Below are 26,862 nucleotides of genomic sequence, written 5' to 3'. Positions count from 1 at the left end.
GTCGGCGGTCTCCGTCTCGCCGGCCGTTATCTGGCGGCCAGCAGTTCCTTCGCCTTGCCGACGCTGACATCGCCTGAGGCGGCGAGCGCCTTGGCGATGGCGTCGACCTCCGGCCCCTTGGCGCCGGCGACGATCGCGATGTTGCGGGCATGAAGGGCCATGTGGCCCTTCTGGATGCCTTCGGTGGCAAGCGCGCGCAGCGCCGCCATGTTCTGCGCCAGACCGACGGCGGCGGTGACCTCCGCCAGCTCCTGGGCGCTGGTGACGCCAAGCACCTTGAGAGCGGCCTGCGCCGCCGGATGGGTCTTGGTCGCGCCGCCGACGAGGCCGAGCGCCAGCGGCAGCTCGATGGTGCCGGTGAGATTGCCCTCGGGCGTCAGCTCCCAATGGGTGAGGGAGGTGTACTTACCGCTGCGCGCGGCAAAGGCATGGGCGCCGGCCTCGATGGCGCGCCAGTCATTACCGGTGGCGACGACAACCGGGTCGATGCCGTTCATGATGCCCTTGTTGTGGGTGGCGGCCCGGTAGGGGTCGATCAGCGCCAGCGCGCAGGCCTCCACCATGCCGCGCGCGACATCGGCGCCATCGAGCGTCTTGGTCGTCAGCGCCTCCGGCGTCAGCTCGACGCGGGCACGGGCCAGGCGGCGGTCGGCGAGATTGGAGAGAATGCGCAGCCGCACGGAGCCGCCTGCGATCTCCGCGACCCGCGGCGCGATGGTCTCGGCCATGGTGTTGACCGTGTTGGCGCCCATCGCGTCGCGCACGTCGACCAAGAGATGCAGGACGACCATCGCCCCGACCGGCGAGGTTTCGAAGGTCTGGACCTCGATCGCCTTGCAGCCGCCGCCGAGACCGATCAGCACGGTGTCGCGGGCGTTGGCCCTCTCGATCAGTTCGGCCTGCGCGCCAAGCAGGCGCTGGCGCGCGCCATGCACGTCGCCCACGCCCAAGACCTGGATCTGCGCACGCATGATCGGCGCGTCGCTGGAGGTGACGAAGCCGCCGCAGCCGCGCGCGATGCGGGCCATATAGGAGGCCGCCGCGACGACGGAGGGCTCTTCCACCGCCATCGGCACCAGATAGTCGCGCCCGTTCACGGTGAAGTTGGAGGCGATGCCGAGCGGCAGTTCGAAGGTGCCGATGACGTTCTCGATCATGCCGTTGGCGGTGGTGATCGGAAGCGCGTTTCCGGCAAGTGCCGCGCTGTCCTCGGCGGAGAGGCCAGCGGTCTCGGCAAGCCGCGCCAGACGGTCGGCCGGCTCCAGCGCGCGCAGGCCCTCGATGCGGGAGCTGTAGGTGCGGCGCGGCGATGTGGGGTCACTCATGACTGTCTCCCTGTGCGCCGCGGGCTCGCGGCGCTGACCGAGTTGGAGCGGATTGGCAGGACACGCCCGGCGTCCGACGCGTATGGCGCGAAAGACGGAGCCGACGGCGCGCGGATGCACTCCGCTCATCGTGTTTTTTGTCAGGGATCGGATTAGGTGGCCGGAGCGACTGCGAGAAGGTACAGTCCGGGAAAATATGCCAAAACCATACCGATACGAAAACTGGTACAGTTTGGAGGCGAGCGTGTGACCAAGACCGAATCCATCGTCGCGGAGATCCGCCGCAGGGTCGAGGAGGGCCTGCTTCCGCCCGGCGCGAAGCTTGCCTCGATCCGCCGGGCGGCTGAGGAATTCGGCGTCTCCAAGAACACGGCGGTGGAGGCCTACGACCGGCTTGTCTCGCTCGGTCTGATCGCCGCGCGTCCGGGCGCCGGCTTTTCGGTCGTGTCATCGGCACGGCCGGTGCGGGGCGACGAGGCGCCGCCGCATCTGGTGGAGGCTGTCGACAGCGTGTCGCTGCTGCGCGCGCAGCTCGACCAGAACTATCAGCTTCGTGTCGGCGACGGTCGCCCGCCGGCCGCCTGGATGGACGGCATCCTGCCCAAGCGCGCGCTCGGTGCCTCGGGGGAGGCGACGGCCGACAGCTCCGGCTACGGCTCGCCGAAGGGCTATCGGGGCTTGCGTGAGCTGATCGCCGCGCGCTTTCGCGCCCGCGACATCGCGCTCAACGCCGAACGCGTGGTCACCACCTTCGGCGCCAATCATGCGCTCGATATGATCATCCGTCGGTATCTCTCGCCCGGAGACACCGTGCTGGTCGATGATCCCGGCTATTATCCGCTCTTCGCCAAGCTGAAATTCGCCCAGGTGCGCCAGGTGGGCGTGCGACGCGGTCCGCAGGGGCCGGATCTGGACGACTTGCGGGCCTGTGCCGAGCGCGAACGCCCGGCGTTTTTCTTTACCCAGTCCCATGCCCAGAACCCGACCGGCGGCTCGATCGACCTCGCCCACGCCCATGGCGTCCTGCAGATCGCCGAGACCCATGGCTTCCGCGTGGTCGACGACGATCCCTTCGTCGATCTTCCCGGTGCGCGCGGCGTTCCGCTTGCCGCGCTCGACCAGTTGCGCAACGTGATATTCGTCGGCTCCTTCTCCAAGACGGTCTCGGCGAGCTTTCGCAGCGGCTATATCGCCGCTGCCTCCGACATCGTCGACGAACTGGCGGAACTGAAGATGATCACCGCCGTGAACAGCTCGCGGTTTTCCGAGCTGATGATCGCCGACATGATGACCTCGCGCCGCTACGACAAGCATCTGAAGCGGCTGGGACAGCGGATCGAGGCGGCCAGCGCAGATCTCACCGCCGTGTTCGCCCGGCTCGGCCTCGCGACGCATTCCCCGCCCGGGCACGGCTATTACACTTATCTGGAGCTGCCGGAGGGGGCCAGCGACCTCGAGATCGCGCAGCGCGCGGCGCGCGAGAGCATCTTCCTGGCGCCGGGAACATTTTTTGCGGCCGGTCCCGCGCGGCATCGTCCGGGCCTGCGCATCAACATCGCGCGCGCCGGCGATCCCCGGTTCGTCGCGTTTCTCAAGCGGCTTGCCGTCGCCTTCTAGGCTGGAGGCTACTGCTTGCGGTCGACCGCGCCGACGTCGAGCATCGGCGAGGCATCGATGGCGCCGGCGTTCAACATGGAGCCGACCTTCTCCAGAACCGCCACGATCATCGCCTGTTCCCAGTCCTGCAGCTTGTTGAACTGGGAGGCGAAAACCTCCTGCAACGCGTCCGGCGCGGTCTTCAGCGTCTCGCGCCCGGCGTCGGTGGCGGTGACCCAGACCACGCGCCGGTCGATCTCGCCGCGGGTGCGCTTCACCAGTCCGCGCGCCTCGAGCTTGTCGAGCAGCGACGTGGCGGTGGCCTGTCCGACGCCGGCACGCGCCGCGATCCCCTTGGGTGAAATCTCGTCCGATTCGGCCACGATCGACAGCACGATGAACTGCGGGGTGGTCAGCCCAGTCGCGCGCGCGAGCGTGCGCGCGTTCAATTCGGTGGCCCGCAGGATGCGGCGCAGGGCGATGAGGCTGGTTTGGACCCGATTTTCCATGGATTGGCTCTTTGACACGGTTTCCGGGTTAGGTAGCAGACTAAATATTATTCGATAAGCGAATTTTTTGATCGCCGTAGGGTATGGGAAACGCTTGGTTTTCAGCCATTTTGCCATTTTTTTTGGCGCTTGAGCTTGAAAACTAGTTCGATAGACGTAATATCCAGCACGAACAGAGAAGAGGATTCCATGTCCCTTACCCCGATCAAATCCGCTCGCCGGACAAACGATGCCATCGTTTTCCGAAAGCCGACCGCCGAAGACGGTGCCAGTATCTGGCGCCTGATCGGCGAATGCGGCCCCCTTGATGAAAATTCGATGTATTGCAATCTGCTGCAATGCGACCACTTTGCCGACACCTGTGTCGTCGCCGAACGCGAAAGCGATGGCGAGATCGTCGGCTGGGTGTCTGCCTATATTATCCCCGATCAGCCCGATACGGTCTTCGTCTGGCAGGTTGCGGTCGCGGAGGCGGCGCAGGGCCAGGGTCTTGGCAAGCGTCTGCTCGCCGAGCTGCTGAACCGGGATGCATGTGAGAACGTGCAGCACCTGAAGACCACCATCACTTCCGACAATGACGCCAGCTGGGCGTTGTTCACGTCTCTCGCGCGCCGCCGTGATGCGAAGCTGCTGCGTGAGCCGTATTTCCGTCGCGATGCGCATTTCGATGGCGAGCACGCCACCGAGCACATGGTGACACTGCGCTTCGAGGAGAGGGCGCGCAGCGCTGCGTGACGCGCGCCGCCGCCACTTCATTCTCCCAAGCCATATCTCAGCATGAGACATCTCGAAAGGATGCAACATGACGACCGTCAACACTGACGACCGTACGATCTTCGCACGCCGCGAGTCGGAAGCCCGCAGCTATTGCCGCAGCTTCCCCACGGTGTTCACCAAGGCCACTGGCGCTCTTCTCAGCGACGGTGCCGGCAATGACTACATCGACTTCCTCGCCGGCTGCTCGTCGCTCAACTACGGGCACAACGACCCGGACATGAAGCAGGCGCTGATCGACTACATCAGTGCCGATGGCGTGACCCATGGCCTGGACATGCATACCAAGGCCAAGGCCGAGTTCCTGGGCGCCTTTGAGGAGATCATCCTCAAGCCGCGCGGCATGGACCACAAGGTCATGTTCATGGGCCCGACCGGCGCCAATGCCGTCGAGGCGGCGCTGAAGCTGGCCCGCAAGGTGACCAAGCGTACCAATGTGATCACCTTCACCAACGGCTTCCACGGCGTGACGCTGGGCGCCTTGTCTGCGACCGGCAACGGCTACCACCGTGGCGGTGGCGGCGTGTCGCTGCCGGATGTGACGCGCATGCCCTTCGACAACTACCTGAAGTCGGGCGGCGATGCGGCCGACCTGCTGGAAGCCATGCTCAGCGATCCGTCGGGCGGCATCGACGCGCCGGCCGCGATCCTGTTGGAAACCGTCCAGGGCGAGGGTGGCCTGAACGCCGCGAGCGCCGAATGGGTGCGTCGCGTCGAGCAGATCGCCCGCGACAACGGCGCGCTGTTCATCATCGATGACATTCAGGCCGGCGTTGGCCGCACGGGCACCTTCTTCAGCTTCGAGGAAATGGGTGTGTCGCCGGACCTCGTCACCATGGCGAAGTCGTTGTCAGGCTACGGTCTTCCGTTCGCCGCGATGCTGATCAAGCCGGAGTACGACATCTTCGGTCCGGCCGAGCACAACGGCACGTTCCGCGGCAACAACCACGCCTTCGTGACGGCGCGCGTCGCGCTGGAGAAATACTGGTCGGACGGTGCCTTCCAGAAGGGCATTAACGAACGGGCCGACATTCTCGAGAAGCGCCTGGAAAAGGTGCGCAGCATGCTGCCGGGTGCCCGGCTGAAGGGCCGTGGCATGATGCGCGGCGTCGACGTCGGCTCCGGGGAGCTTGCCAGCGACATCTGCGCGCGCTGCTTCGAAAACGGTTTGATCATCGAAACGTCGGGCGCCTATGACGAAGTGGTCAAGGTCCTGGCGCCGCTGAATATCGACAAGGCGCTGTTCGAGCGCGGCCTCGATATCCTCGAGGAAGCGGTTGCCAACTGCGTCCAGTCCACAAGCATTGCTGCGGAGTAAAGAGTATGATTGTCAGGGATTTTCACGAAGCCAAGAAGACCGACCGCAGGGTCGCGGCCGGCAATTGGGAAAGCGTGCGCCTGTTGCTCAAGGACGACAACATGGGCTTCAGCTTTCACATCACGACGATCAAGGCGGGAAGTGAGAGCCAGTTTCACTACAAGCATCACTTCGAAAGCGTCTATTGCGTCTCCGGCGACGGCTCGATCACCGATCTGGCCACCGGCGAGACCCACGAGATCCGCCCCGGCGTCATGTATGCGCTCGACAAGCACGACAAGCACATCCTGCGCGGCGGCAAGGAGGACATGATCCTCGCCTGCGTGTTCAACCCGCCGGTCACCGGCAACGAGGTGCACCGCGAGGATGGGTCCTACGCGCCGGAGAGCGAGGCCGTCTGAGGCCTGTTCCCGAACTTGACGGGGCGTGCGGCCGAGGGTCGCCGCCCGTGCACCATGAGACTGCATGACGGCGTTCGCGCCGCATGCCTTGGGGCCGGCGTGAACGCCGGCTTCCGGTCGCTTGTCCGGGCGTCGCGATTGCCAGCGGTCCGGCACGATGATCAACAAAAGGGTTTGATCCGACAATGACCAATGAGAACGAACAGATGACCGCCCCCGAAAGCCTTCCCCGGGTGGATGCAGCGACGCCTACTCCGGCCGGCGCGCACACCGTTGAGAAGATCGGCGGCACGTCGATGAGCCGCGCCCGCGAGCTTGTCGACACGATTCTTGTCGGCAGCCGCGGCGAGGACCAACTGTACAATCGGGTCTTCGTGGTCTCCGCCTTCGGCGGCATCACCAACAAGCTGCTGGAAGACAAGAAGACCGGCAAGCCGGGCGTCTATGCGCTGTTCGCGGATGCCGACGAGGACCACGGCTGGATGGAAGCGCTGAACGATGTGGCGCGCGAGATGTATCGCATCAACGGCGAGATCTTCGACGAATCCGCCGATCGCGATTCCGCCGACGAGTTCGTGCGCGAGCGCATCGAGGGCGCGCGCGGTTGCCTGCTCGACCTGCAGCGCCTGTGCTCCTACGGCCACTTCAACCTGGCCGAACACATGATGACGACGCGCGAGCTGCTGTCGGGCCTCGGCGAGGCGCATTCGGCAAACAGCCTCGCGCTGCTGCTGCGCCGCCACAATGTCAACGCGCGGTTCGTCGACCTGTCGGGCTGGCGCGACGAAAGCCAGCCGAGCCTCAACGAGCGCATCGAGATGGCCTTTTCCAAGATCGACGTCGAGCGCGAGCTGGCCATCGTCACCGGCTATGCGCAGTGCCGCGAAGGCCTGATGCGCGAATACGACCGCGGCTATTCCGAGGTGACTTTCGCGCAGATCGCGGCGCTTTCCGGCGCGCGCGAGGCGATCATTCACAAGGAGTTCCATCTCTCCAGCGCCGACCCGCGCCTGGTCGGAACGGATGCGGTGCGCAAGATCGGCCGGACCAATTACGACGTGGCCGACCAGCTTTCCAACATGGGCATGGAGGCGATCCACCCTAACGCCGCCAAGACGCTGCGCCAGGCCGGCGTGCCGCTGCGCGTTACCAATGCCTTCGAGCCGGAAGATCCGGGCACGCTGATCGACGCGGAGCCGGCGGAGACGCCGGGCGTGGAAATGGTCACCGGCATTCCGGTCACCTCCTTCGAGGTGTTCGAGCAGGACATGGTCGGCGTGAAGGGCTACGACGCGGCAATCCTCGAGGTGCTGACGCGCCACAATGTGCGAATCGTCTCCAAGGTGTCGAACGCCAATTCGATCGTCCACCACGTCGAGGCGCCGCTGAAGCTCTTGAAGCGGGTCGAGCAGGACCTGATGAAGCGCTATCCGTCCGCGCGGATCGCCACTCGACGCTCGGCCATCGTGTCGGTGATCGGACGCGACCTGACCGGTCTCAGCGTTATGCTGGAAGGTCTCAAGGCGCTTGATGCCGCCGGCATCGAGGTGATCTCCGCCCAGGACACCGGCCGCAAGGTCGACGTCCAGTTCGTCGTCGGCGGCAAGGACAAGGACAACGCGGTCAAGGTGCTGCACCAGGCTTTTTGCGAAGGTGACACCAACGCATTGAGACCGGGCGCCACCGAATCCGATGCGCCGACGCCCGCGACCTTGTCGCAGGCGGCCTGAGAGGCCGTTTGAGGCCGGGCGGGCCACAGGCGCGGACTTGGGCACGGACATGGAAAAAGAGCGGCGCGGGGGGCACCTCCCGCGCCGTTTCGCGTTGGGGGAGGGGCATGCGTGGCGCTTGCCTTGCAGGCATGCGATGACCGGTGCAGTCCAGTCGTGTCGACACTGGCAGGGGAGAAGGGGCGGTACCAACAATCGTACCAACGCCGCGCAGCGGTGCGCGATGCAAACGGGTGGCGACGGCCGCACGCGCCGCAAAAAACACGCCAAATCGGCGGTTTTCAATGTGTTTTAAGGAGAGAGTAAAAGGAGAATGGCTCCCCGGGCCGGACTCGAACCAGCGACCCAGCGGTTAACAGCCGCTTGCTCTACCAACTGAGCTACCGGGGAACACTCTCGAGCGATGCGCTGCATCGCGTCGGTGGCGAGCATATAGCAAACGCGGGGCGCCCTTGCCAAGGCCTTTGTCCCAAAAACTTTTCCACAAGCGCGGTTTTCAACGGCTGGCGACAATGGCGGGCCTGATCGTGCCGGAGCGTGCCTGGGGTTGCGCCCGTGCTTGTTGCGCGGACCGTGCCGGGGTATGACTTGGTTTCCGGTCCTTCCCGCGCAGGCTCAAGCCTCAAGGGAAGGGGAAAGTCGGAATGCGGTGGGGGAGGACCCAATCCGGGCTCCCGAATCCGCAGCTGCCCCCGCAACTGTGAGCGGCGAGCCCCCTTGCGCAGACCACTGGACACGCATCGTGTCCGGGAAGGGCAAAGGACCGGCTACGACCCGTAAGCCAGGAGACGAGCCGGAACGCAAGAAACGTCGCGCGCCGTCGGGTGGACGGCAGGAGGCCTGCCATATGAATTTGCATTTCGCCGGACGGGCTTTCTCCGTCGGCTGCTGTCCCGCAATCCGTCTGCCGTCGGGTGCGTCGCGCCCATGACCGTTTCCGCTGCGCAATGCGTGCTGGTGACGGGCGGAGCGCGTTCCGGCAAGAGCCTCTACGCGGAAGCATTGATCCGCGAGAGCCGGCTTGCGCCTGTCTATGTCGCGACCTGCACCCCCTATGACGCGGAAATGGAAGAGCGTGTGGCGCGCCACCGCCTCCAGCGCGGCGACGGCTGGGCGACAATCGAGGAACAGCGGGCCATCGCCGATGTGATCGCCCGCGAAAGCGCGGCCGACCGCGCGATTCTCGTCGATTGCCTGACGCTGTGGCTTTCCAACCTGATGTTCGCCGACGCCGATATCGAGGCGGAAACGACTGCGCTCGTCGCGGCGCTTGCCGCGGCAAGTGGCCCCGTCGTCTGCGTCACCAATGAAGTCGGCTCCGGCATCGTGCCGGAAAATGCCCTGGCGCGCCGGTTCCGCGACGCGCAGGGCCGCCTCAATCGAACCATCGCCGATGCGGCCGATACGGTGGTGCTTGTCGCCGCCGGTCAGCCGCTCGTCCTGAAGCCTGCCCCCGTTCAACCGGAGATCCGCCTATGACCGCGTCCCCTCACGCGCCGAAGCCGAAAATTCCCGCCACGATCATCACCGGCTTTCTGGGCGCCGGAAAGACCACGCTTCTGTCCAACCTCCTGCGCGAGGCCAAGGGCAAGCGCATCGCGCTGATCGTCAACGAGTTCGGCGACATGGGCTTCGACGGCTCGCTGGTCGACGGCTGCGCCGATCCCGATTGCGCGGCGGAGGATGTGGTGGAGCTGACCAACGGCTGTATCTGCTGCACGGTCGCCGACGATTTCCTGCCCACCATGGAAATGCTGATCGCCCGCGACGAGGCGCCCGACCACATCGTCATCGAGACGTCGGGCCTGGCGCTGCCGCAGCCGCTGGTGCGCGCGTTTTCCTGGCCGTCGGTCAAGACCCGGGTGACGGTCGATGCCGTCGTCACGGTCGTCGACACCGCCGCCGTTGCGGAAGGACGGGTTGCGAGCGACGAGGCGGCGGTCGCGGCCCAACGCGCGGCGGACGACTCTCTCGATCACGACAGCCCGGTCGAGGAACTCTTCGAGGACCAGCTCGCCTGTGCCGATCTTGTGGTGCTGAACAAGGCCGATCTCGTCGACGCCGCCGCCCTTGAGACGGTGCGCGCCCGCGTTGCGGCGCGCCTGCGCCCGGCGGTGGAGATCGTCACGGCGGAAAAGGGCGTGCTTTCCGCCGACGTTCTGCTTGGACGCGGCAGTGCCGCGGAAGACGACATGGACGGCCGCAAGAGCCACCACGAGGCGCAGCACGACCATCATGACCATGACCATGACCATGATGATGACCACGACCACGACCATCACCACCACGATCATGATCACGACGCCTTCGAAAGCCATGTCGTGGCGCTTGCGGGGATTGCCTCGCTGGCCGATTTGAAGGCCCGCGTCGAGGCGGCGATGGCGATCCCCGGCGTGCTCAGGATCAAGGGCGCGGTCGCGGTCGACTGCAAGCCGGCACCTGCAATGGTGCAGGCGGTCGGCCCGCGTGTCGAAACCTGGTTTGCCCGCGATGCGCGCGGCACGGGCCAACTCGTCGTGATCGGTCTTGCCGGCTTCGACCTCGGCCGGGCCCGCGCGATCCTCACCGACGCGCTGGCGGCCTGATCGACACGTAGGCGATTGCTCGCAGCAAGGGGAGACGACATGCATATCCTGGCGGGACGCAGCGGCCGCATCGATGAGGGCGACGAGGCGGTCGACCTTGAACAGACGCCCGCCGATGTCGTCTTTCTGTCGGCCGCCGACACGGAGCTTGCCTCGCTTGCCGGCGCCGTGCGTCGTCTGGGCGAAGCCGCGCCCTCGGTGCGGCTCGCAAGCCTTTTGGCGCTGTCGCACCCCTATTCGGTCGATCTTTATGCAGAGCGGACGCTGCAGGGATCGCGACTGGTGATCCTGCGGCTTCTGGGCGGGGCGGAATACTGGCCCTACGGGCTTGAGCGGCTCGGCGGACTGGCGAACGGCTATGGCGTGAAGCTCGCCGTGATGCCGGGCGACGACCGTTGGGACGCGGAGCTTGCCGCCCGCTCCACGCTCGATATCGAGACGGTCCAGCGGCTCTGGCGCTATTGCGCCGATGGCGGGGCCGACAATCTCGCCAATCTGCTCGGCTTTGCCCGGCACCTGCTCGACGGAACGCCCGAGCCGGACCCGCCGCGCGCCTTGCCGCGCGCTGGCCTGTTCCAACCCGGACAGGCGGCGGCCTCGCTCGCCGATCTGAAAGCGCAATGGCGCGACCCGGATGCGCCGGTGGCGGCCATCGTCTTCTACCGGGCGCTGATGCAAAGTGCCGCGACCGAACCGGTTGAAGCGCTCGCGAACGCCCTTGCCGCGCGCGGGCTGAACCCGCTGCCGGTCTTCGTCGCCTCGCTGAAGGATGCCGAGTCGGCCGCCGTGCTCGCCTCATTGTTCGAGGAGGCCGCACCTGCTGTGGTGCTCAACGCGACCGCCTTTGCCGTCTCCAAGGCAGGTGTTGCCCATCAGCCGACGCCGCTCGACACGCCGGGCGCGCCGGTGCTTCAGGTGATTTTTTCCTCGTCCTCGCAAGAGGGCTGGCAATCCGCCGATCAGGGGCTTTCGATCCGCGATCTGGCGATGCATGTGGTCTTGCCCGAAATCGACGGGCGCCTCACCACCCGCGCCGTCTCCTTCAAGGAACAGGGCGAGCGGGATCCGCTCACGCAGTCGGCGCCGGTGCGTTTCGTGCCGAAGGCGGACCGGATCGACTTCGTCGCCGAGCTTGCCGCGCGCATGGCCTTACTTCGCACCGTGCCGCCGGCGGAAAAGAAGCTGGCGCTGATCCTCGCGAACTATCCGAACGAGGACGGGCGGCTCGCCAATGGCGTCGGGCTCGATACGCCCGCCTCCTGCGTCGCGGTGCTGAAGGCATTGGAAGACGCGGGCTACGCCGTGTCCGGCCTGCCGCAGGATTCCGCCGCGCTGATGGCTGCGATCAGCTCCGGTCCGACCAATGCGCTGGAGGATCGCCGCGCACGCCACGGCGGCGCGGCGCTTGCGCTTGAAGACTATGCGAAACACTACGAGCGCCTGCCGGAGGCGGTGCGCGATGCGGTGACCGGGCGCTGGGGCGCGCCCGAAGCCGATCCGCATGTCGAGGACGGGGCGTTTCGTCTGGCGATCACGCAGTTCGGCAATGCCGTCGTCGGCATCCAGCCCGCGCGCGGCTACAACATCGATCCCAAGGAAACCTACCACGATCCGGATCTGGTGCCGCCGCATCACTATTTCGCCTTCTACATCTGGCTGCGCGAGATCCTTGGCGTTCATGCGGTCGTGCATCTGGGCAAGCACGGCAATCTCGAATGGCTGCCGGGAAAGGCGCTGGCGCTGTCGCAAGACTGTTTCCCCGAAGCCGTTCTCGGTCCCGTGCCGAATATCTATCCCTTCATCGTCAACGATCCGGGCGAGGGTGCGCAGGCCAAACGACGCAATTCAGCCGTCATTGTCGATCACCTGACGCCGCCGCTGACGCGGGCCGAGAGCCACGGCGTGTCGCAGGAGCTCGAGGTGCTTCTCGACGAATATTATCTGGCGCAGGGCGTCGATCCGCGCCGCCTCAAGGCGCTGACGCGCGACATCCTGGAAACCGCGACACGGCATGGACTGGATCGCGACATCGGCCTTACCGACGAGATGGACGAGGAAACCCGTCTGGCGCGGCTCGACGCCCATCTCTGCGACCTCAAGGAACTTCAGATCCGCGACGGGCTTCATGTGCTCGGTGCGGCACCCGAGGGGCGGCTTCTGACCGATCTCCTGTCGGCGATGGTGCGCGTGCCGCGCGGCGAGGGGGAGGCAAACGCCGGGATCACCCGCGCCCTGGCGCGGGATCTCGGGCTTGCTTCCGCGTCATCCCGGCCAAGCGACGCGCGAGCCGGGATCGGAGAGCCGGAAGACAACGAGGGTCCGATGGCACCCCGATCCCGGATCTCCGCTGACGCTCCGTCCGGGATGACGAAAGACAGCGACGGCTTCGACCCGCTCGATTGCGCCTTCGAGGCGACGTGGCAGGGGCCGCGACCTGATGAGCTGGCCCGTGTCTCCGACGCGCCCTGGCGCAGTGCCGGCGATACGGTGGAGCGGCTGGAACTGTTGGCGGCCGGTGTAATTGCACGCGGCGAGGCGCCCGAAGGCTGGACCGCGACGTGCGCGGTTCTCGCCGAGATCGAGGGCCGTATCGCCCCGGCGGTCATTGCCTCCGGTGAGGGCGAGATGCGCGGTGTGCTCGATGCGCTCGGCGGACGCTTCGTGCCGCCCGGCCCCTCGGGCGCGCCGACACGCGGGCGGCCGGACGTGCTGCCGACGGGCCGCAACTTCTATTCCGTCGACGTGCGCGCCGTCCCCACCCAGACCTCCTGGAAGATCGGCGCGGCGAGCGCGGAGCGCCTTGTGGAGCGGCATTTCCAGGACGAGGGCGAGTATCCGCAAGCCGTGGTGCTGACCTGCTGGGGCACGGCCAACATGCGCACCGGCGGCGATGACGTGGCGCAGGCGCTGGCGCTGATCGGCACGCGCCCCAAATGGGAGCCCGGGTCGGGCCGCGTGACCGGCTTCGATATCCTGTCGCTGTCGGAGCTCGGACGGCCGCGCATCGATGTGACGCTTCGGATCTCCGGCTTTTTCCGCGATGCCTTCCCGCATCAGATCGATCTGTTCCAGTCGGCCGTCGCGGCCGTTGCCGCACTTGAGGAACCGGCGGATGCCAATCCGCTGGCCGACCGGGTGCGGGCGGAGACACAGAGACTGATCGCGGCAGGTGAACCCGAAGACCGGGCCGCGCGCACGGCCGCATACCGTGTGTTCGGCTCGAAGCCCGGAGCCTATGGCGCGGGCCTTCAGGCGCTTATCGACGAGGGCGTGTGGTCCGAGCGCTCCGATTTCGCCGACGCGTTCCTTGCCTGGGGCGGTTACGCCTATGGCGGCGGGGTGCAGGGCGATGCGGCGCGCGGCGCGCTGGAGGAACGGCTCTCGCAGGTCGACGCGGTCTTGCACAATCAGGACAACCGCGAGCACGACCTCCTCGACAGCGACGACTACTACCAGTTCGAGGGCGGACTGGCGGCGACGGTGGAAACGCTGAAAGGTGCCGCGCCGAAAATCTACCACAACGACCATTCGCGTCCCGAACGCCCGGTTATCCGCACGCTGTCGGAAGAGATCGGCCGGGTGGTGCGCGGGCGCGCCGCCAATCCGAAGTGGATCGCCGGCGTCATGCGCCACGGCTACAAGGGTGCCTTCGAGATCGCCGCGACGGTCGATTATCTCTTTGCCTTCGCGGCGACGACCCATGCGGTCGGCGACCATCACTTCGACCAGCTCTATGAGGCCTATCTGGATGACGAGGCCGTGCGGGACTTTCTCGCCGAGGCCAATCCGAAGGCGCTTGAGGAAATTGAGGCGCGCTTCCGCGAGGCGGTGGAGCGCGGACTGTGGACGCCCCGGCGCAATTCCACGCGCGCGGCGCTGACGACACAACAAGGGGAGACGATCGGGTGAGCGACAAGAAAGCCGAAATGACCGAAGAGGAACTGAACGCCCGCCACGCGGAGAAGATGCGCAAGAAGAAGGCGGCGCGCGACAAGATCATGGCGACCAAGACCATCGAGAAGGGTCTGCTGATCGTCCACACCGGCAAGGGCAAGGGCAAGTCGACGGCGGGCTTCGGCATGGTGTTCCGCTCGCTCGGCCATGGCCACAAGGTCGCGGTCGTGCAATTCGTCAAGGGACGGATCGAGACCGGCGAGCGCATGGCGCTGGAGCGCTTCTCCGATCTCGTCACCATCAAGCGGATGGGCGAGGGCTTCACCTGGGAAACCCAGGATCGCCAGCGCGACATCGAGGCCGCGCGTCAGGCCTGGGAAGCCGCCAAGGACATGATCCGCTCGCGCGAGTATCGCCTGGTGCTGTGTGACGAATTGAACATCGTGCTGCGCTACGACTACCTGCCGATCGACGAGGTGGTGACCTTCCTGCGCGACGAAAAGCCCGAGGACGTCCATGTCGTCATCACCGGCCGCAACGCCAAGGACGAACTGATCGAGGCCGCCGACCTGGTGACCGAGATGACCCAGATCAAGCACCCCTTCCGCTCCGGCGTGAAGCCGCAGGAGGGGATCGAGTTTTAAAAGGGGTGCCGGCCGGCAGTCCACGCAAGAAGGAACACCGCCACGCCATGAAGTTCTTCAGTTCCGACCTTCGCCGCGCGTCGCCCGATCACGCCGAGCTGGTGCGCCGCTACGAGCTGGCGCGCACGCTGGTGGATTTCCTGGCAGCCGTCTTCTTCATCGTCGGCAGCGTTTTTTTCTTCTACGATAGCCTGTTGTTCGCGGGCACATGGCTGTTTTTGATCGGCTCGATCCTCTTCGCGGTGCGCCCGACGATCCGCCTGGCGCTCGAACTGCATCTGACGCGGCTGCCCGTGCCGGACGAGTTCCGCCCCTATGGCGCGCTGGCGGAAAAACAGGATCGCACGTGAGCAGGAAACGCGCGCCCGCCCTGATGATCCAGGGCACCGGCTCCAATGTCGGCAAGAGCCTGATCGTGGCCGGTCTTTGTCGGCTGTTCGCCAATCGGGGGCTGAAGGTGCGCCCGTTCAAGCCGCAGAACATGTCGAACAACGCCGCCGTGACCGCCGACGGCGGCGAGATCGGCCGGGCGCAGGCGCTGCAGGCGCTTGGGGCGCGCGTGCCGCTCACGGTGCATATGAACCCGGTCCTGCTGAAGCCGGAAACCGATGTCGGCGCGCAGGTGATCGTTCAGGGCAAACGCGCCGGCACCATGCGCGCGCGCGAATACGGAAGCCGCAAGGCGGAGCTTCTGCCGAAGGTGCTGGAGAGTTTCAACCGGATCGGCGAGGGGGCGGACCTCGTGCTGGTCGAGGGGGCGGGCTCTCCCGCCGAGATCAATCTCAGGGCCGGCGATATCGCCAACATGGGATTTGCGGAAGCCGCCGACATTCCCGTCGCGCTCTGCGGCGATATCGACCGGGGCGGGGTGATTGCCTCGCTCGTCGGCACGCATACGATCCTTCCCGACGACGAGCGCAGACGCATCAAGGCGTTTTTCGTCAATCGCTTCCGGGGCGATGTGTCCCTGTTTGACGGCGGGGTTGCCGAGATCGCCCGGCGCACCGGCTGGGCGTCACTCGGCGTGGTGCCGTGGTTTGCAGACGCCCGCAAGCTGCCGGCCGAGGACGCGCTGGGGCTGGAAGACGGAACGGGCAAGGGCGAGGTGAAGATCGTCGTGCCGGTGATCAGCCGGATCGCCAATTTCGACGATCTCGACCCCTTGCGGCTGGAGCCGGGCGTGTCGCTCACGCTGGTGCAGCCGGGCGATCCCTTGCCGGGCGATGCCGATGTCGTGCTGCTGCCGGGGTCGAAGTCGACGGTCGGGGATCTCGCCTTCTTTCGCGCGCAAGGATGGGACATCGATCTCTCAGCCCATGTCCGGCGGGGCGGGCGGGTCGTCGGCATCTGCGGCGGCTACCAGATGCTGGGCCGGACCATTTCCGATCCCGATGGCATCGAGGGGCGGGCCGGAACCGTGGAAGGACTGGGCCTGCTCGATGTCGAGACCGTGCTGACCCCCGACAAGCGGCTTGTCGAGGTGTCCGGCCGGCATGCGCCGAGCGGCGCGGCGCTTTCCGGCTACGAGATCCATATCGGGCGGACGCAAGGGGCGGATTGCGCGCGTCCCTTCGCGCATGTGACGTCTGGTGACGGTCCAGACCACCCGGACGGTGCAATCTCCGCAAATGGCCGGATTTCCGGCACCTATCTGCACGGGCTTTTCACCTCGGACGATTTCCGCGCCGGATTCCTGAAGACCCTCGGCGCCGGATCGTCGCTCGGCTACGACAGCGACATCGACGCGACGCTGGATGCGCTTGCCGCGCATCTGGAAGCCTGCATGGATATCGAGGCGATCCTGGCGATTGCAGGGAAATAGGAATTGCGTCGGGGGCGCAGCCTTTTAGAATTGCAGTCGAGGAAGATTGCAATTTTCAGGAGCTTTCATGCCATTCGCCTTGTTGCTGGTGCGTTTTTTCGCAGCATACGTTTTTGTATCTCTTATCGGAGTTGTCCCTCAGGGGCTTGGACTTGGATACGGTGGCGGGGCCGGATTGGCCGGACTCGTGTCCTCCACCCTGATTCTGGCTGTTCTGCTGTTCTCGATCGTCCTGATGCTCTACCCGCGCAACTTTCTGCTCGGGCTCGGCTTTGGCGGGTTTGACGCGGATGGAAAGCCGGGTCTCGCGGACGGTTTCGAAGTTGTCTGCGTTGCGCTGCTGGGTCTCTACCTGCTCGTCATCAGCATGCGGGACGTCGTTGTCTGGGCGGTGAGCTATCTTTCGCTTCAAACGCAGGCAACCTATCGAAACGCTGCGACCGATTGGGTGGCACAGCAATGGCCGGGGCTGGTCGGAAGCATTCTGGTTGCGCTTGTGGGCGTCATGTTGATCCTCGGCCCCGGCAAGATTGCCGGCATGCTGCGTGCGCTGCGCAATTGGCGGCCGGGGCAGGAGAAGGCCTAAGCTGCCGTAGCCTCAGCTTGCACCGCGGTGCCAGACGAGCAGGCGGTTGTTGGCCGGCATGGCGTTGTCGCCGGCCAGCGTGAGCCCCTGTCCGTAGGCGAGGTCGTCGAGGATCTCGAAGTCGCGAATACCGCTTTGCGGATCGCGGGCCCGCAGTTGGGCGTCGAACTCCGCGTTGCTCTGCGTGGTGAAATCGCCGCCGTATTTCATCGGACCGTAAACCGCCAGGATGCCGGGGCGCGCGAGCGCCTCGCCGATGCGCTCGAAGAACTGCTCCACATGCGCGAACGACATGATGTGCAGCGTGTTTGCGGTGAAGATCGCGTCGAAGGCGTCCGGGGCGCCTGCTTCGGGCACTGGCCAGGGCGGGGCGGCGACATCGAGTGCGAGCGGTGGCGGCGTGCGGTCGTTGCCTTCCGCGTCAAGCCGCGCGGCAATGCCGGGAACCGCGTCGGCAAGATCGCTGCACTGCCAGAGGAGATGCGGGAGCGCGCCGGTCATGTGGACCGCATGCTGGCCCGTGCCGCTGCCGATCTCGAGCAATCGCCGCCGCTCCGCAAGATGAGGCCCGAGGACGTCGCGGATGGCGTCCTTGTTGCGCTCTGCGGCGGGGGCGAAAGGGAGCATGGAGAGGCCTTTCAAAACGGGATGGAGACAATCGCGATCAGCGCGACGATACCCGTTTGGAGCGCGCAGGCGAAGACCATGGCCTTGAGCGCGCGCGCGATGTCTCCGGCGGTCGCCTCGCGCCGTCCGTCCGCGTTCATGAAAGGATCGTCGACGGTGTAACCTGGATAGACGCGCGGGCCGGCGAGCGCGAGGCCGAGAACGGCGGCCATGGCCGCTTCCGGCCAGCCGGCGTTCGGCGAGCGGTGGTTCGGCGCGTCGCGGCGCATGATCTGGAGGCTTTCGCCAATGCCCTTGCCAAAAAGCGGGCCGGAGAAGGCAAGCAGCAGACCGGAAAGGCGGGCCGCCGGCAGGTTGACCAGATCGTCGAAGCGGGCGGAGGCCCAGCCGAAGGCGCGGTGACGGTCGGTCTTGTGCCCGATCATGGAATCGGCGGTGTTCACCGCCTTATAGGCGAGCAGTCCGGGCAGGCCGAGCAGCAGGAACCAGAGCGTCGGGGCGACGACCCCGTCGGCATGGTTTTCCGCGCAGGATTCGATCGCGGCGCGGGCGACACCCGCCTCGTCAAGCTGTTCCGGGTCGCGGCCGACGATCATCGCGACCGCTTTTCGTCCGCCCGCAAGCCCGCCCTGCGAGAGACCGTCGCGCACGGCGGCGACATGATCGTAGAGGCTGCGTTGGGCGATGAAGATCCCGCCGACGACAACGATCCCGATCTCGCCGAAGGGCAGGCCGCGAAAGATCACCTCGAGCAGCGTGCCGGTCAGAAGGGCGCAGGCGACGAGGGCGATCAGGAAGATCGTTCCGTAGAGCTTGCGGCGTCCCTCCGGCGCATCGGGCGTGTTGAAGTCCTGGTCGGCGATCTCGATGATTTTTCCAAATAGCACCACTGGATGGGGAACGTGGCGCCACAGCCATGGCGGATCGCCGATGAGCGCGTCGAGGACAAGGGCAAACAGAACCAGAAGGGCGGTGTCGGAAAAAAGCAGCATCCCTCTAGCCCGTGACCGGTGCGAGGGCGCAGGTCAGCGCCGCATCGAGCCGGGCAAGCGGCGCCGCGCCCCCCGGAAGGCCGATGCGGAGCCAGGACGGCGCATAGTCGAAGATGCGGGTCCAGATCTTCTGCCGGGCCAATGCCTCATGCACGACGCCCGCGTCGCGCGCACCGGCGAGCACATAAAGCGGGGTGCCGCCGAAGACGCTCAGGCCGCGCATCTGCAGCATCAGGGTCAGGTCGGCGGCCTCGTCGGCAAGCTGCGCGCGCATGGCGGTCTGCCAGCGCGTATCGGCAAGCGCGCGGGTGCCGATCTCGATGGCCGGGCCGGACACCGCCCAGCTCTCCAGCGAGGCGGAAAGCGCATCGGTGATCGCCTTCGGTCCGGCGGTGAAACCAAGCCGCACGCCGGCAAGGCCGTAGAACTTGCCGAAGGAGCGCAGCACCAGCACCGGAACGCCGCCGAGGTGCGGCAACACGCTGGCGCCCGGCACGCAGTCGGCAAAGGCCTCGTCGACGATCAGGAGCCCGCCGCGCGCAGCCATCGTCTCGGCATGGTGGCGCAGGCTTTTCGGATCGACCAGGCGTCCGTCGGGATTGTTCGGATTGACGATCACGATCACGCGGGTGTTCGGCGTCGGCTCGAAATAGGGGGAGGTCACCTCCGTGACCTTGCGTCCGGCGCGTTGCCAGACATCCGCATGGCTTGAATAGGTCGGGCCGACGATGGCGACATCGCCAGCCGGCAGGAGGGCGGGAAGACGGGAAAGGAGCGCCTGCGTTCCCGGGCCTGCGACCAGCCGGAGGTGATCCGGCACGCCGTAGGCGGCGCGTGCCACCTCAAGCAGGCGCTCGAGCGCCCCGCGCGCCGGAAGCCGTGTCCAGGCGTCACGCGACAGCGGCGGGTCGAGCGGATAGGCATGCGGATTGATGCCGGTGGAGAGATCCAGCCAGTCCTCGGCAAGTCCGCCGTGCCGCGCGATTGCCGCGCCAAGATCGCCGCCGTGTTTCATCGTGTCGAACCGGGCCCCGTATTCGTTTCGGCGGACGGTAAAGCGGCTTGGCGGCAATGCCAAGCAAGGACCGCGCGTCCGCTGCTCTGCGGCGGGAAAACGGGGGATTGCATTTCTCCGGATATATCGATATTTCATGATTTATGGATATGAATCATGCATTGGATGCGCTGGCGGCCCTTGGCCAGAAGACGCGGCTCGAGGTGTTCCGTCTGCTGGTGAAGGCGGGAACGGACGGCATGCACGCCGGCGAGATCGCCGAGGCGCTCAATGTGCGCCAGAACACCATGTCCGCCAACCTGGCGGTGCTGGCGCGCGCCGGGCTGATCCGCAACGAACGGGAAGGACGGAACCTGCGCTATTTCGCCGACATGGACGGCATCCGCGGGCTTCTGGCGTTCCTGATGGAAGACTGTTGCGGCGGCAATCCCACCCTGTGCCAGCCGGTGCTGGATGCGCTCGCCTGCGAGTGCTGACGCCGACACAACGACGAGGAGTTGGACCATGAGCGGTTCGATCTACAATGTGTTGTTCCTCTGTACCGGAAACTCCGCCCGTTCCATTCTGGCGGAAGGAATCCTGAACACGTTAGGTGCAGGCCGGTTCCGTGCGTTTTCCGCCGGATCCCAGCCCAAGGGCGAGGTGCACCCCTTCGCCCTCGACCTGCTTCGCAAGATGGACATCGACACCGCTTTCGCCCGGTCCAAGGCATGGGACGAGTTCGCGGCCGACGGCGCCCCGAACCTCGACTTCGTGTTCACCGTTTGCGACAACGCGGCCGGCGAAACCTGTCCGGTCTGGCCCGGCCAGCCGATGACCGCGCATTGGGGCGTCCCCGACCCGGCCGCGGCAGAAGGCTCCGAAGCCGAGCGTCGTTATGCCTTTGCCGATGCCTATCGCATGCTCAATGCGCGGATATCTGTTTTCGCCAGTCTTCCGCTCGCAAGCATCGACGGCTTGGCACTGCAAAGAAACCTCAAGGAGATCGGGACAATGGACGACAGGGAAAGCATCGCATGACAATCGTCATCCACCACAACCCCGACTGCGGAACCTCGCGCAACGTGCTGGCGGCGATCCGCGCCAGCGGCGAAGAGCCGGTGGTGATCGAATACCTCAAGGAGGGCTGGACCCGCCCGCAGCTGCTGGCGCTGTTCGCCGCTGCCGGCCTGACGCCGCGCGCGGCGCTGCGCACCTCCAAGTCGCCGGCCGAGGACCTCGGCCTCACCGACCCGTCGGTGGATGACGACACCATCCTGGCGGCGATGCTGGAGCATCCGGTGCTCGTCAACCGGCCCATCGTCGCAAGCCCGAAGGGCGTGCGCCTGTGCCGGCCGTCCGAGGCCGTGCTGGAGCTGATCAATGCCGCCGCGCTGGGCGACTTTCGCAAGGAAGACGGCACGCCGCTGGTTGCGGCGTCGGAGGGCTGACATGAACGCTCCTGCCGCACTGGACGACATGCCCGCGGTCGACCCGCAGCATCTTGCGCCCGTCGATGTCTCCGCGCTCGCGGCCCCCGGCGATCCCGGCCATGCAGCGCGGATCCTGCTTCTCTATGGCTCGCTCAGGAAGCGTTCCTTCTCGCGGCTCGTGGCGCAAGAGGCGGAACGGCTGTTGCGATGGCATGGCTGCGAGACGCGGGTGTTCGACCCGCGCGGCCTGCCCTTGCCGGATGCGGAAGAGCCCGATCACCCCAAGGTGCGGGAGTTGCGCGAGCTTGCCATGTGGTCGGAGGGGATGGTTTGGGTCTCGCCGGAACGCCACGGCGCCATGACCGGCATCATGAAGGCGCAGATCGACTGGCTGCCGCTGTCGCTTGGCGGGGTGCGCCCGACCCAGGGCAAGACGCTCGCCGTGATGCAGGTCTGCGGCGGCTCGCAAAGCTTCAATGCGGTCAACCAGATGCGGATCCTGGGCCGCTGGATGCGCATGGTGACGATCCCCAACCAGTCGTCCGTGCCCAAGGCCTTCACGGAGTTCGGCGAGGACGACCGGATGAAGCCGTCGCCCTTCTACAATCGCATCGTCGATGTGGTGGAGGAACTGGTGAAATTCACCTGGATGGTGCGCGGCCGCTCCGACTATCTCGTCGACCGCTATTCCGAGCGGGTCGAGAGCCGCGAGGCCTTGTCGAAGCGGGTGAACCAGCCTTCGATCTGAGGCGGCACGCCTTCTGGTCCGCGTGACGGCGGGTTCTATCGGCGCGGCGGCGCGGCTAGGATCCGGACCCGCGCGGCACGAGGACCCTGCGTCTGCCGAGCGTGTTGACAACGGCATAATGGTCGGCGAGCGCAACCGGCTCGCCGTTTGCGGTGACCCAGCGGCTGTTGGGATTGAAGCCGATCAGAACGTCGAACTCCCGGGCGCGGATACGCTTCAGGAAATCCGTTCCGGCCGGATGCCCGTTCCGGATGAAGGACGCGAGGCTGAAATTGTCCAGCACGACGGGACGCACGCCGGCCACGATCGCAAAGCTCGGATTTTCGGAGGCAAGCCGGCCGTTCTCGGGCAGCCAGCGGTCCGTCTCGGCCCTGATCTCGGCGACCGTCGGCACGGCCTCGGCGCGGATGGTCTTCAGCGGCGACGGCACGCCCGGCATCCAGCAGGCGACCAGAATGAGGCTCAAGAGTGCAAATCCGCCGGCGAGGACCCGCCGTTCGATGCGGCTGCCCGCAACCGCCGTCCCGGCGAGAACGAGGCTGACGGCGGCAAGCGGAATGGCGTGATTGCCGGCAATGCCGCGCGAGGAGAAGGTGACGATGGTGACCAGGGTGATCATCACGAAGGTGAGATGCAACGGCGAGCGCCACTGCGCCGGGCCGTCCGCTAGCCATTTTGCGAGCGCGAGCAAAAAACAGATCCCGACCGCCGGATTGTAGACCGCAAGCTCCATCGCGAACCGCCGGATCATGCCGGCGGCAAAGGCGAGATCGGTTCCGCCGGTTGCGGTTGCGGCCAGCGACTGCAGCATCCGCCCGTCCGACAGGTACAAGAAGAGCGCCGCGAAGGCCGCGAGCAGGACAAGCGAGGCAGTGCCAAAGCCTGCGGCGGCGCGCCACTGGCGGGTGAACACCAGCCACAGAAACACGGCCGCCGGCGCATAGACGGTCGAGAATTTCGTGTAGAAGGCGAGCACGAAAAGCAGGACGGCGAAGCCTCTTGCGAGCGCGCCGCGGCGCGGCGATCCCGGGCTGTCGAGATAGAAGACCAGCCCCCACAGGCTCAGGCCGGCAGCGAGATAATCGCAATTCAGACTGGTGAGATACTGCTGGTAGAGCGAGGTGGCCAGCGTGATCCCGGCGATTGCCCAGGAAAGCACGGGCGGCACCGCGTGGAGGACCATCAGCCGGGCCATGCCCGCGATCATCAAGACGACGCTTGCTTGCATCAGCACAAGACCGGTCAGCGTCGGATCGCCGAAAAGGCGGATCAGCAGGCCGTGGACCATGAAGAACAGCGGCATGTAGCGCGTGCCGCCATAGCCCGCGTCGCTCAGGATCGGCCGGTACAGCAGGCCGTCGGCATAGTCGATGGCGAGCGTCATCCACACGCCGCTGGTGGCGGAATCGAAGGTGCGCCCGGGCCAATACTCAAGCGCGAGCTGGCCGGCGGCGGCGATGCCGAGCACAAGTGTCAGGACGATGGCGAAGCGAAGGGTGAGTGTGTCGGTGTGAGGCTGCATCAGGGACCCTTGCGGTGGTCCGTCGCAAGGCGCGTCGCTGAGCGCACGGCCGTCTTCTCCAGGAGAAGATCACGAGGCCCGTGCGCGGCGGGCGTGACACACACAAGAAGAAAGCTGGAGGCCTCGCCCGGAATCGAACCGGGGTGCACGGATTTGCAATCCGCTGCGTAACCACTCCGCCACGAGGCCTTGCTGCGTCTTTTCAGGGAGTTGTCCCGCGCTGTCAAGCGGTGACTGTGCTCTGTCGCCTCAGTGGTGTGAATAACCGGGGCTTCGCGTCCCCGCGGGGCCAACCGGGGTCGGGCGCGCGGGGACACTGTCGGCATTCGGGGTGACTTAAAGGCCCAGGCCGCCGATGCAGGCGTATTTGATGTTGAGATAGTCCTCCACACCGTATTTGGAGCCTTCGTTGCCAACGCCGGACTCCTTCACGCCGCCGAAGGGGGCCACTTCCGTCGTGATCAGTCCCTCGTTGACGCCGACAAGGCCGTACTCCAGAGCTTCCATGACCCGGAACGCACGGCCGAGATCCTGCGTGTAGAAATAGCAGGCCAGCCCGTATTCGGTGTCATTGGCATGGGCGACGGCCTCGTCTTCGGACTCGAAGCGAAACAGCGGCGCGAGCGGCCCGAAGGTCTCTTCGCGCGCGACCTTCATCTCCGAGGTGACATCGGCGACGAGTGTCGGCTGGAAGAAACTGCCGCCATTGGCGTGGCGCTTGCCGCCGGTGACGATCCGCCCGCCCTTGGACACCGCGTCCTGGATGTGTTCCTCGACCTTTTCCACGGCCTTCAGGTCGATCAACGGACCCTGGGTCGTGCCTTCGGCCAGTCCGTCGCCGACCTTGAGGGCCTCAATCGCCGTGGCGAGCTTTTCCGCGAAGGCGTCATAGACGCCGGCCTGCACGTAGATGCGGTTGGCGCAGACGCAGGTCTGGCCGGAATTGCGGAACTTCGAGGCCATGGCGCCCTCGACCGCTGCATCCAGATCGGCGTCGTCGAAGACGATGAAGGGGGCATTGCCGCCAAGCTCCATCGAGATCTTCTTCATGTGGGCCGACGCCTTGGAGGCGAGCTGTTTGCCGACTTCCGTGGACCCGGTGAAGGTGATCTTGCGCAAGAGCGGGTTCTCGCACATTTCCGCCGCGATTTCGGCGGCCGATCCGGTCAGCACATTGACCACCCCGCGCGGAAAACCGACCTTTTCGGCAAGCGCGCCGATGGCAAGCGCGGAATAGGGCGTCTGGCTCGCCGGCTTGATCACCATGGTGCAGCCGGCGGCAAGCGCCGCGCCGAGCTTGCGCGAGATCATCGAATGCGGAAAATTCCAGGGCGTGATCGCGCCGGTGACGCCGACCGGCTCCTTGGTGACGAGGATCCGCTTGCCGCGCCAGGGCGAGGGGATGATGTCGCCGTCGATGCGCTTGGCCTGTTCGGCGAAGAAGCGCACGTATTTGACGCCGAGCGCGATTTCGCCCTTGGCCTCGGCAAGCGGCTTGCCCATCTCGGTGGTCAGGATTTCGGCGAGCGCATCCTGGTTCTCCATGATCGCATCGCAGAGCGCGTGCATCAGGGTTCCGCGTTCTTCCGCAGTGGTCGCTTTCCAGTCCTGAAACGCCAGATAGGCCGTCTCGATGGCGCGCGCGGTCTCCGCCCGGCCGCAGCGCGGCACGGTTCCAAGCGTTGCGCCCGTTGCCGGGTTGGTGACCTCGATGGTCTCTCCACTGTCGGCATGCGACCAAAGCCCGCCGATGAAACAGGCCTGTTTGAAGAGCGGATGCTCGTTGATCATGAAGTCCTCCCAGGGGCGGGGCGCCGGGGGAGCCCGCGCACCGTCATGTCGTCACTCTCGATCCGCCGCACGGGACCCTCCGGTTCGTCCGCGCGGCGTGGGCGCAAGAGAAACACGTAGGGGGCGCCGAGAATTGCCCGGCCCTGTGCGATCGAGGCGTTTCGTTTTTCGTCGTCGCCATTGCCGGCGTACGAACTGCCGGCGTGCGAACGCTCGGGCGAGCAAACGCTGTGCCAGGACATGCCCCCGTGCAAGGATACCGCTCGGATGCGCTCTTGCCTGTCACGAAAGGAACGCCGCAACTCAACCGCCGTTCGTGCGCCGATCATAGGCCAGTCAATGGATCGCCAGCAATGGTGCTTCCGGCAATACCCCCAGCTCCGACCCCGTACCCTTGGCCGAATCCGGCCGCCGGGGCGAAGGGCCGTCGGTCCGGCGGAAATGTCCGGACACGGACGTTGAAACCGGCCGGACGATGGGGGACGGTGTGCGGACAGGTTCGGTGCGGCAAGGCCGCCGCGATTCGGCGTGAAGTGTGAGGACAGCGACAATGACAGAGCCGGTAAGGCTGACGCTCGAGCAGGCGGATGCGCTTGTCCGCAATGTGCTGGTCGCCTGCGACACCTCGCCGGACAATGCCGCGAGCGTCGCCCGCGCACTGGTCGCGGCCGAGGCCGACGGGCAGGGCGGGCACGGTCTGTCCCGGCTGCCGTCCTATGCGGCCCAGTCGCGCTGTGGCAAGGTCGATGGCCATGCCCGGCCGGTGGTGACCCATCCCACACCGGCGCTCCTTCGCGTCGATGCGGGGTTCGGCTTCGCCTTTCCCGCCTTCGATGCCGCGATCGACGCCCTGCCGGAGATGGCGGCGAACGCCGGGATCGCGATGGCGGCGATCCGTCGGTCGCATCATTTCGGACAGGCCGGCGCCCATTGCGAGCGGCTGGCGGAAAAGGGGCTGGTCGCCTTCGTCTTCGGCAATACGCCGAAGGCCATCGCACCCTGGGGCGGGACATCGCCGCTTTATGGCACCAACCCGATCGCCTTCGCCGCGCCGATCGCGGCCGGCACGCCGCCGCTGGTGATTGATCTCGCCCTGTCGCGCTCGGCGCGCGGAAAGATCATGGCCGCGCAAAAGGCAAGGACGACGATCCCGGAAGGCTGGGCGCTGGATGCGCAAGGCCAACCGACCACCGACCCGACCGAAGCGCTGGCCGGAACGATGATCCCGATCGGCGAGGCCAAGGGGGCGGCGCTCGCGCTGATGGTGGAGGTTATGGCGGCCGCTGTTGCCGGCGCCTGCCTTGCCTTCGAGGCGACGAGCCTGCTCAATGCGGACGGCGGGCCGCCGGATCTCGGACAGACGGTCATCGTCATCGATCCGCATCTTGCCTCGGGCGGCGTCTACGGCGAGCGCATCGGCGCGCTGATCGCGGCCATCGAGGCGGAGGAGGGCGCACGGCTGCCGGGAAGCCGCCGGCTGGAAAGCCGGGCGAGGGCCGCGCGCGAGGGGGTTGCCATCGCCGCGCCGCTCCACCGGGAAATCCTGGCGCTCATGGAAGACGCCGCCTAGC

The 26,862-nt window shown here is 66.2% G+C and carries 24 protein-coding genes, 2 tRNA genes and 1 riboswitch; of the genes, 17 read left to right on the top strand and 9 right to left on the bottom strand.

All coding sequences use genetic code 11. The features are described from left to right. Positions 1-26: 26 nt before the first annotated feature. Positions 27-1,325 carry a hydroxymethylglutaryl-CoA reductase, degradative gene (locus LC092_RS02040; protein WP_224804524.1) on the bottom strand — a complete coding sequence of 433 codons (1,299 nt, stop codon included), beginning with the start codon at positions 1,323-1,325 and terminating at the stop codon, positions 27-29. A gap of 246 nt (positions 1,326-1,571) precedes the next feature. Here LC092_RS02040 and LC092_RS02035 point away from each other — a divergent pair, with 246 nt between their 5' ends. Further along, on the top strand, positions 1,572-2,942 hold the full coding sequence (locus LC092_RS02035) for a PLP-dependent aminotransferase family protein (RefSeq protein WP_224804522.1): 1,371 nt from the start codon (positions 1,572-1,574) through the stop codon (positions 2,940-2,942). Positions 2,943-2,950: 8 nt separating this feature from the next. Here the strand turns inward: LC092_RS02035 and LC092_RS02030 are convergent, their stop codons facing one another. After that, positions 2,951-3,430, bottom strand: a complete 480-nt coding sequence (locus LC092_RS02030; RefSeq protein ID WP_224804520.1) for a MarR family winged helix-turn-helix transcriptional regulator — start codon at positions 3,428-3,430, stop codon at positions 2,951-2,953. A 189-nt stretch (positions 3,431-3,619) separates the two neighbouring features. On the opposite strand from LC092_RS02030, the gene ectA reads away from it, so the two are divergent. The 4 genes from ectA to LC092_RS02010 all read left to right on the top strand — a co-directional run bounded on the left by ectA (position 3,620) and on the right by LC092_RS02010 (position 7,653). Next, positions 3,620-4,165 carry a diaminobutyrate acetyltransferase gene (gene ectA, locus LC092_RS02025; protein ID WP_224804518.1) on the top strand — a complete coding sequence of 182 codons (546 nt, stop codon included), beginning with the start codon at positions 3,620-3,622 and terminating at the stop codon, positions 4,163-4,165. Between the two features lie 67 nt (positions 4,166-4,232). Further along, positions 4,233-5,522, top strand: a complete 1,290-nt coding sequence (gene ectB, locus LC092_RS02020; RefSeq protein WP_224804516.1) for a diaminobutyrate--2-oxoglutarate transaminase — start codon at positions 4,233-4,235, stop codon at positions 5,520-5,522. Positions 5,523-5,527: 5 nt separating this feature from the next. Next, positions 5,528-5,923 carry an ectoine synthase gene (locus LC092_RS02015; protein WP_224804514.1) on the top strand — a complete coding sequence of 132 codons (396 nt, stop codon included), beginning with the start codon at positions 5,528-5,530 and terminating at the stop codon, positions 5,921-5,923. A 185-nt stretch (positions 5,924-6,108) separates the two neighbouring features. After that, positions 6,109-7,653 (top strand): aspartate kinase, encoded by a 1,545-nt coding sequence (locus LC092_RS02010; RefSeq protein ID WP_224804512.1) that lies wholly within the window; start codon positions 6,109-6,111, stop codon positions 7,651-7,653. 314 nt (positions 7,654-7,967) lie between these two features. On the opposite strand, the gene LC092_RS02005 is transcribed toward LC092_RS02010, so the two are convergent. Next, a tRNA-Asn gene (locus LC092_RS02005) sits at positions 7,968-8,043 on the bottom strand. 189 nt (positions 8,044-8,232) lie between these two features. After that, positions 8,233-8,466, top strand: a riboswitch (cobalamin riboswitch). Positions 8,467-8,580: 114 nt separating this feature from the next. On the opposite strand from LC092_RS02005, the gene cobU reads away from it, so the two are divergent. The 7 genes from cobU (at position 8,581) to LC092_RS01970 (ending at position 17,184) form a co-directional block, all read left to right on the top strand. Continuing rightward, positions 8,581-9,132, top strand: coding sequence for a bifunctional adenosylcobinamide kinase/adenosylcobinamide-phosphate guanylyltransferase (gene cobU, locus LC092_RS02000; protein ID WP_224804510.1), 552 nt, complete (start codon positions 8,581-8,583; stop codon positions 9,130-9,132). Then, a complete protein-coding gene (gene cobW, locus LC092_RS01995) occupies positions 9,129-10,238 on the top strand; it encodes a cobalamin biosynthesis protein CobW (RefSeq protein ID WP_224804508.1) in 1,110 nt (369 codons plus the stop codon). The genes cobU and cobW overlap by 4 nt, the downstream gene beginning before the upstream one ends. Positions 10,239-10,277: 39 nt before the next feature. Next, positions 10,278-14,147: a cobaltochelatase subunit CobN gene (gene cobN, locus LC092_RS01990; RefSeq protein WP_224804506.1), complete on the top strand. Its 3,870-nt coding sequence runs from the start codon at positions 10,278-10,280 to the stop codon at positions 14,145-14,147. A 17-nt stretch (positions 14,148-14,164) separates the two neighbouring features. Further along, positions 14,165-14,776, top strand: a complete 612-nt coding sequence (gene cobO, locus LC092_RS01985) for a cob(I)yrinic acid a,c-diamide adenosyltransferase (protein ID WP_224804907.1) — start codon at positions 14,165-14,167, stop codon at positions 14,774-14,776. A gap of 47 nt (positions 14,777-14,823) precedes the next feature. Next, on the top strand, positions 14,824-15,126 hold the full coding sequence (locus LC092_RS01980) for a YrhK family protein (RefSeq protein WP_224804504.1): 303 nt from the start codon (positions 14,824-14,826) through the stop codon (positions 15,124-15,126). Positions 15,127-15,149: 23 nt separating this feature from the next. Continuing rightward, entirely contained in the window at positions 15,150-16,598 is a 1,449-nt protein-coding gene (locus LC092_RS01975; protein WP_224804905.1) for a cobyric acid synthase, read from the top strand. Between the two features lie 67 nt (positions 16,599-16,665). Beyond that, complete coding sequence (locus LC092_RS01970) at positions 16,666-17,184, top strand: hypothetical protein (RefSeq protein WP_224804503.1); 519 nt, start codon at positions 16,666-16,668, stop codon at positions 17,182-17,184. A gap of 12 nt (positions 17,185-17,196) precedes the next feature. On the opposite strand, the gene LC092_RS01965 is transcribed toward LC092_RS01970, so the two are convergent. From LC092_RS01965 to cobD, 3 genes are read right to left on the bottom strand one after another with little or no spacing between them, the layout of a single operon-like run. Then, positions 17,197-17,811, bottom strand: a complete 615-nt coding sequence (locus LC092_RS01965; protein WP_224804500.1) for a DUF938 domain-containing protein — start codon at positions 17,809-17,811, stop codon at positions 17,197-17,199. An 11-nt stretch (positions 17,812-17,822) separates the two neighbouring features. After that, positions 17,823-18,803 (bottom strand): adenosylcobinamide-phosphate synthase CbiB, encoded by a 981-nt coding sequence (cbiB, locus tag LC092_RS01960; protein WP_224804498.1) that lies wholly within the window; start codon positions 18,801-18,803, stop codon positions 17,823-17,825. Between the two features lie 4 nt (positions 18,804-18,807). Continuing rightward, on the bottom strand, positions 18,808-19,881 hold the full coding sequence (cobD, locus tag LC092_RS01955) for a threonine-phosphate decarboxylase CobD (RefSeq protein WP_318245893.1): 1,074 nt from the start codon (positions 19,879-19,881) through the stop codon (positions 18,808-18,810). A gap of 80 nt (positions 19,882-19,961) precedes the next feature. On the opposite strand from cobD, the gene LC092_RS01950 reads away from it, so the two are divergent. Genes LC092_RS01950 through arsH form a run of 4 tightly spaced genes read left to right on the top strand, consistent with a single transcriptional unit; the run spans position 19,962 to position 21,978 of the window. Further along, complete coding sequence (locus LC092_RS01950) at positions 19,962-20,294, top strand: ArsR/SmtB family transcription factor (protein ID WP_224804496.1); 333 nt, start codon at positions 19,962-19,964, stop codon at positions 20,292-20,294. 28 nt (positions 20,295-20,322) lie between these two features. Continuing rightward, positions 20,323-20,838, top strand: coding sequence for an arsenate reductase ArsC (locus tag LC092_RS01945; protein ID WP_224804494.1), 516 nt, complete (start codon positions 20,323-20,325; stop codon positions 20,836-20,838). Further along, positions 20,835-21,248: an arsenate reductase (glutaredoxin) gene (arsC, locus tag LC092_RS01940; RefSeq protein ID WP_224804492.1), complete on the top strand. Its 414-nt coding sequence runs from the start codon at positions 20,835-20,837 to the stop codon at positions 21,246-21,248. Before LC092_RS01945 ends, arsC begins: the two co-directional genes overlap by 4 nt. Before the next feature lies 1 nt (position 21,249). Continuing rightward, the gene (arsH, locus tag LC092_RS01935) at positions 21,250-21,978 is read left to right on the top strand and encodes an arsenical resistance protein ArsH (RefSeq protein WP_224804490.1); all 729 of its coding nucleotides are present in this window, start codon (positions 21,250-21,252) and stop codon (positions 21,976-21,978) included. A gap of 55 nt (positions 21,979-22,033) precedes the next feature. Here the strand turns inward: arsH and LC092_RS01930 are convergent, their stop codons facing one another. The 3 genes from LC092_RS01930 to LC092_RS01920 form a co-directional block, all read right to left on the bottom strand. After that, entirely contained in the window at positions 22,034-23,500 is a 1,467-nt protein-coding gene (locus LC092_RS01930; RefSeq protein ID WP_224804488.1) for a hypothetical protein, read from the bottom strand. 115 nt (positions 23,501-23,615) lie between these two features. Beyond that, positions 23,616-23,689 (bottom strand) — tRNA-Cys (locus LC092_RS01925). Between the two features lie 147 nt (positions 23,690-23,836). Continuing rightward, a complete protein-coding gene (locus LC092_RS01920; protein WP_224804486.1) occupies positions 23,837-25,291 on the bottom strand; it encodes an NAD-dependent succinate-semialdehyde dehydrogenase in 1,455 nt (484 codons plus the stop codon). Between the two features lie 550 nt (positions 25,292-25,841). Here LC092_RS01920 and LC092_RS01915 point away from each other — a divergent pair. Continuing rightward, positions 25,842-26,861, top strand: a complete 1,020-nt coding sequence (locus LC092_RS01915; protein ID WP_224804484.1) for an Ldh family oxidoreductase — start codon at positions 25,842-25,844, stop codon at positions 26,859-26,861. Position 26,862 lies beyond the last annotated feature (1 nt).

It is taken from the genome of Stappia stellulata (assembly GCF_020176715.1).
Classification (GTDB): Bacteria; Pseudomonadota; Alphaproteobacteria; order Rhizobiales; family Stappiaceae; genus Stappia.
Note: the sequence above shows the minus strand (reverse complement) of the source record. Positions and strands in the feature narration are given on the sequence as shown.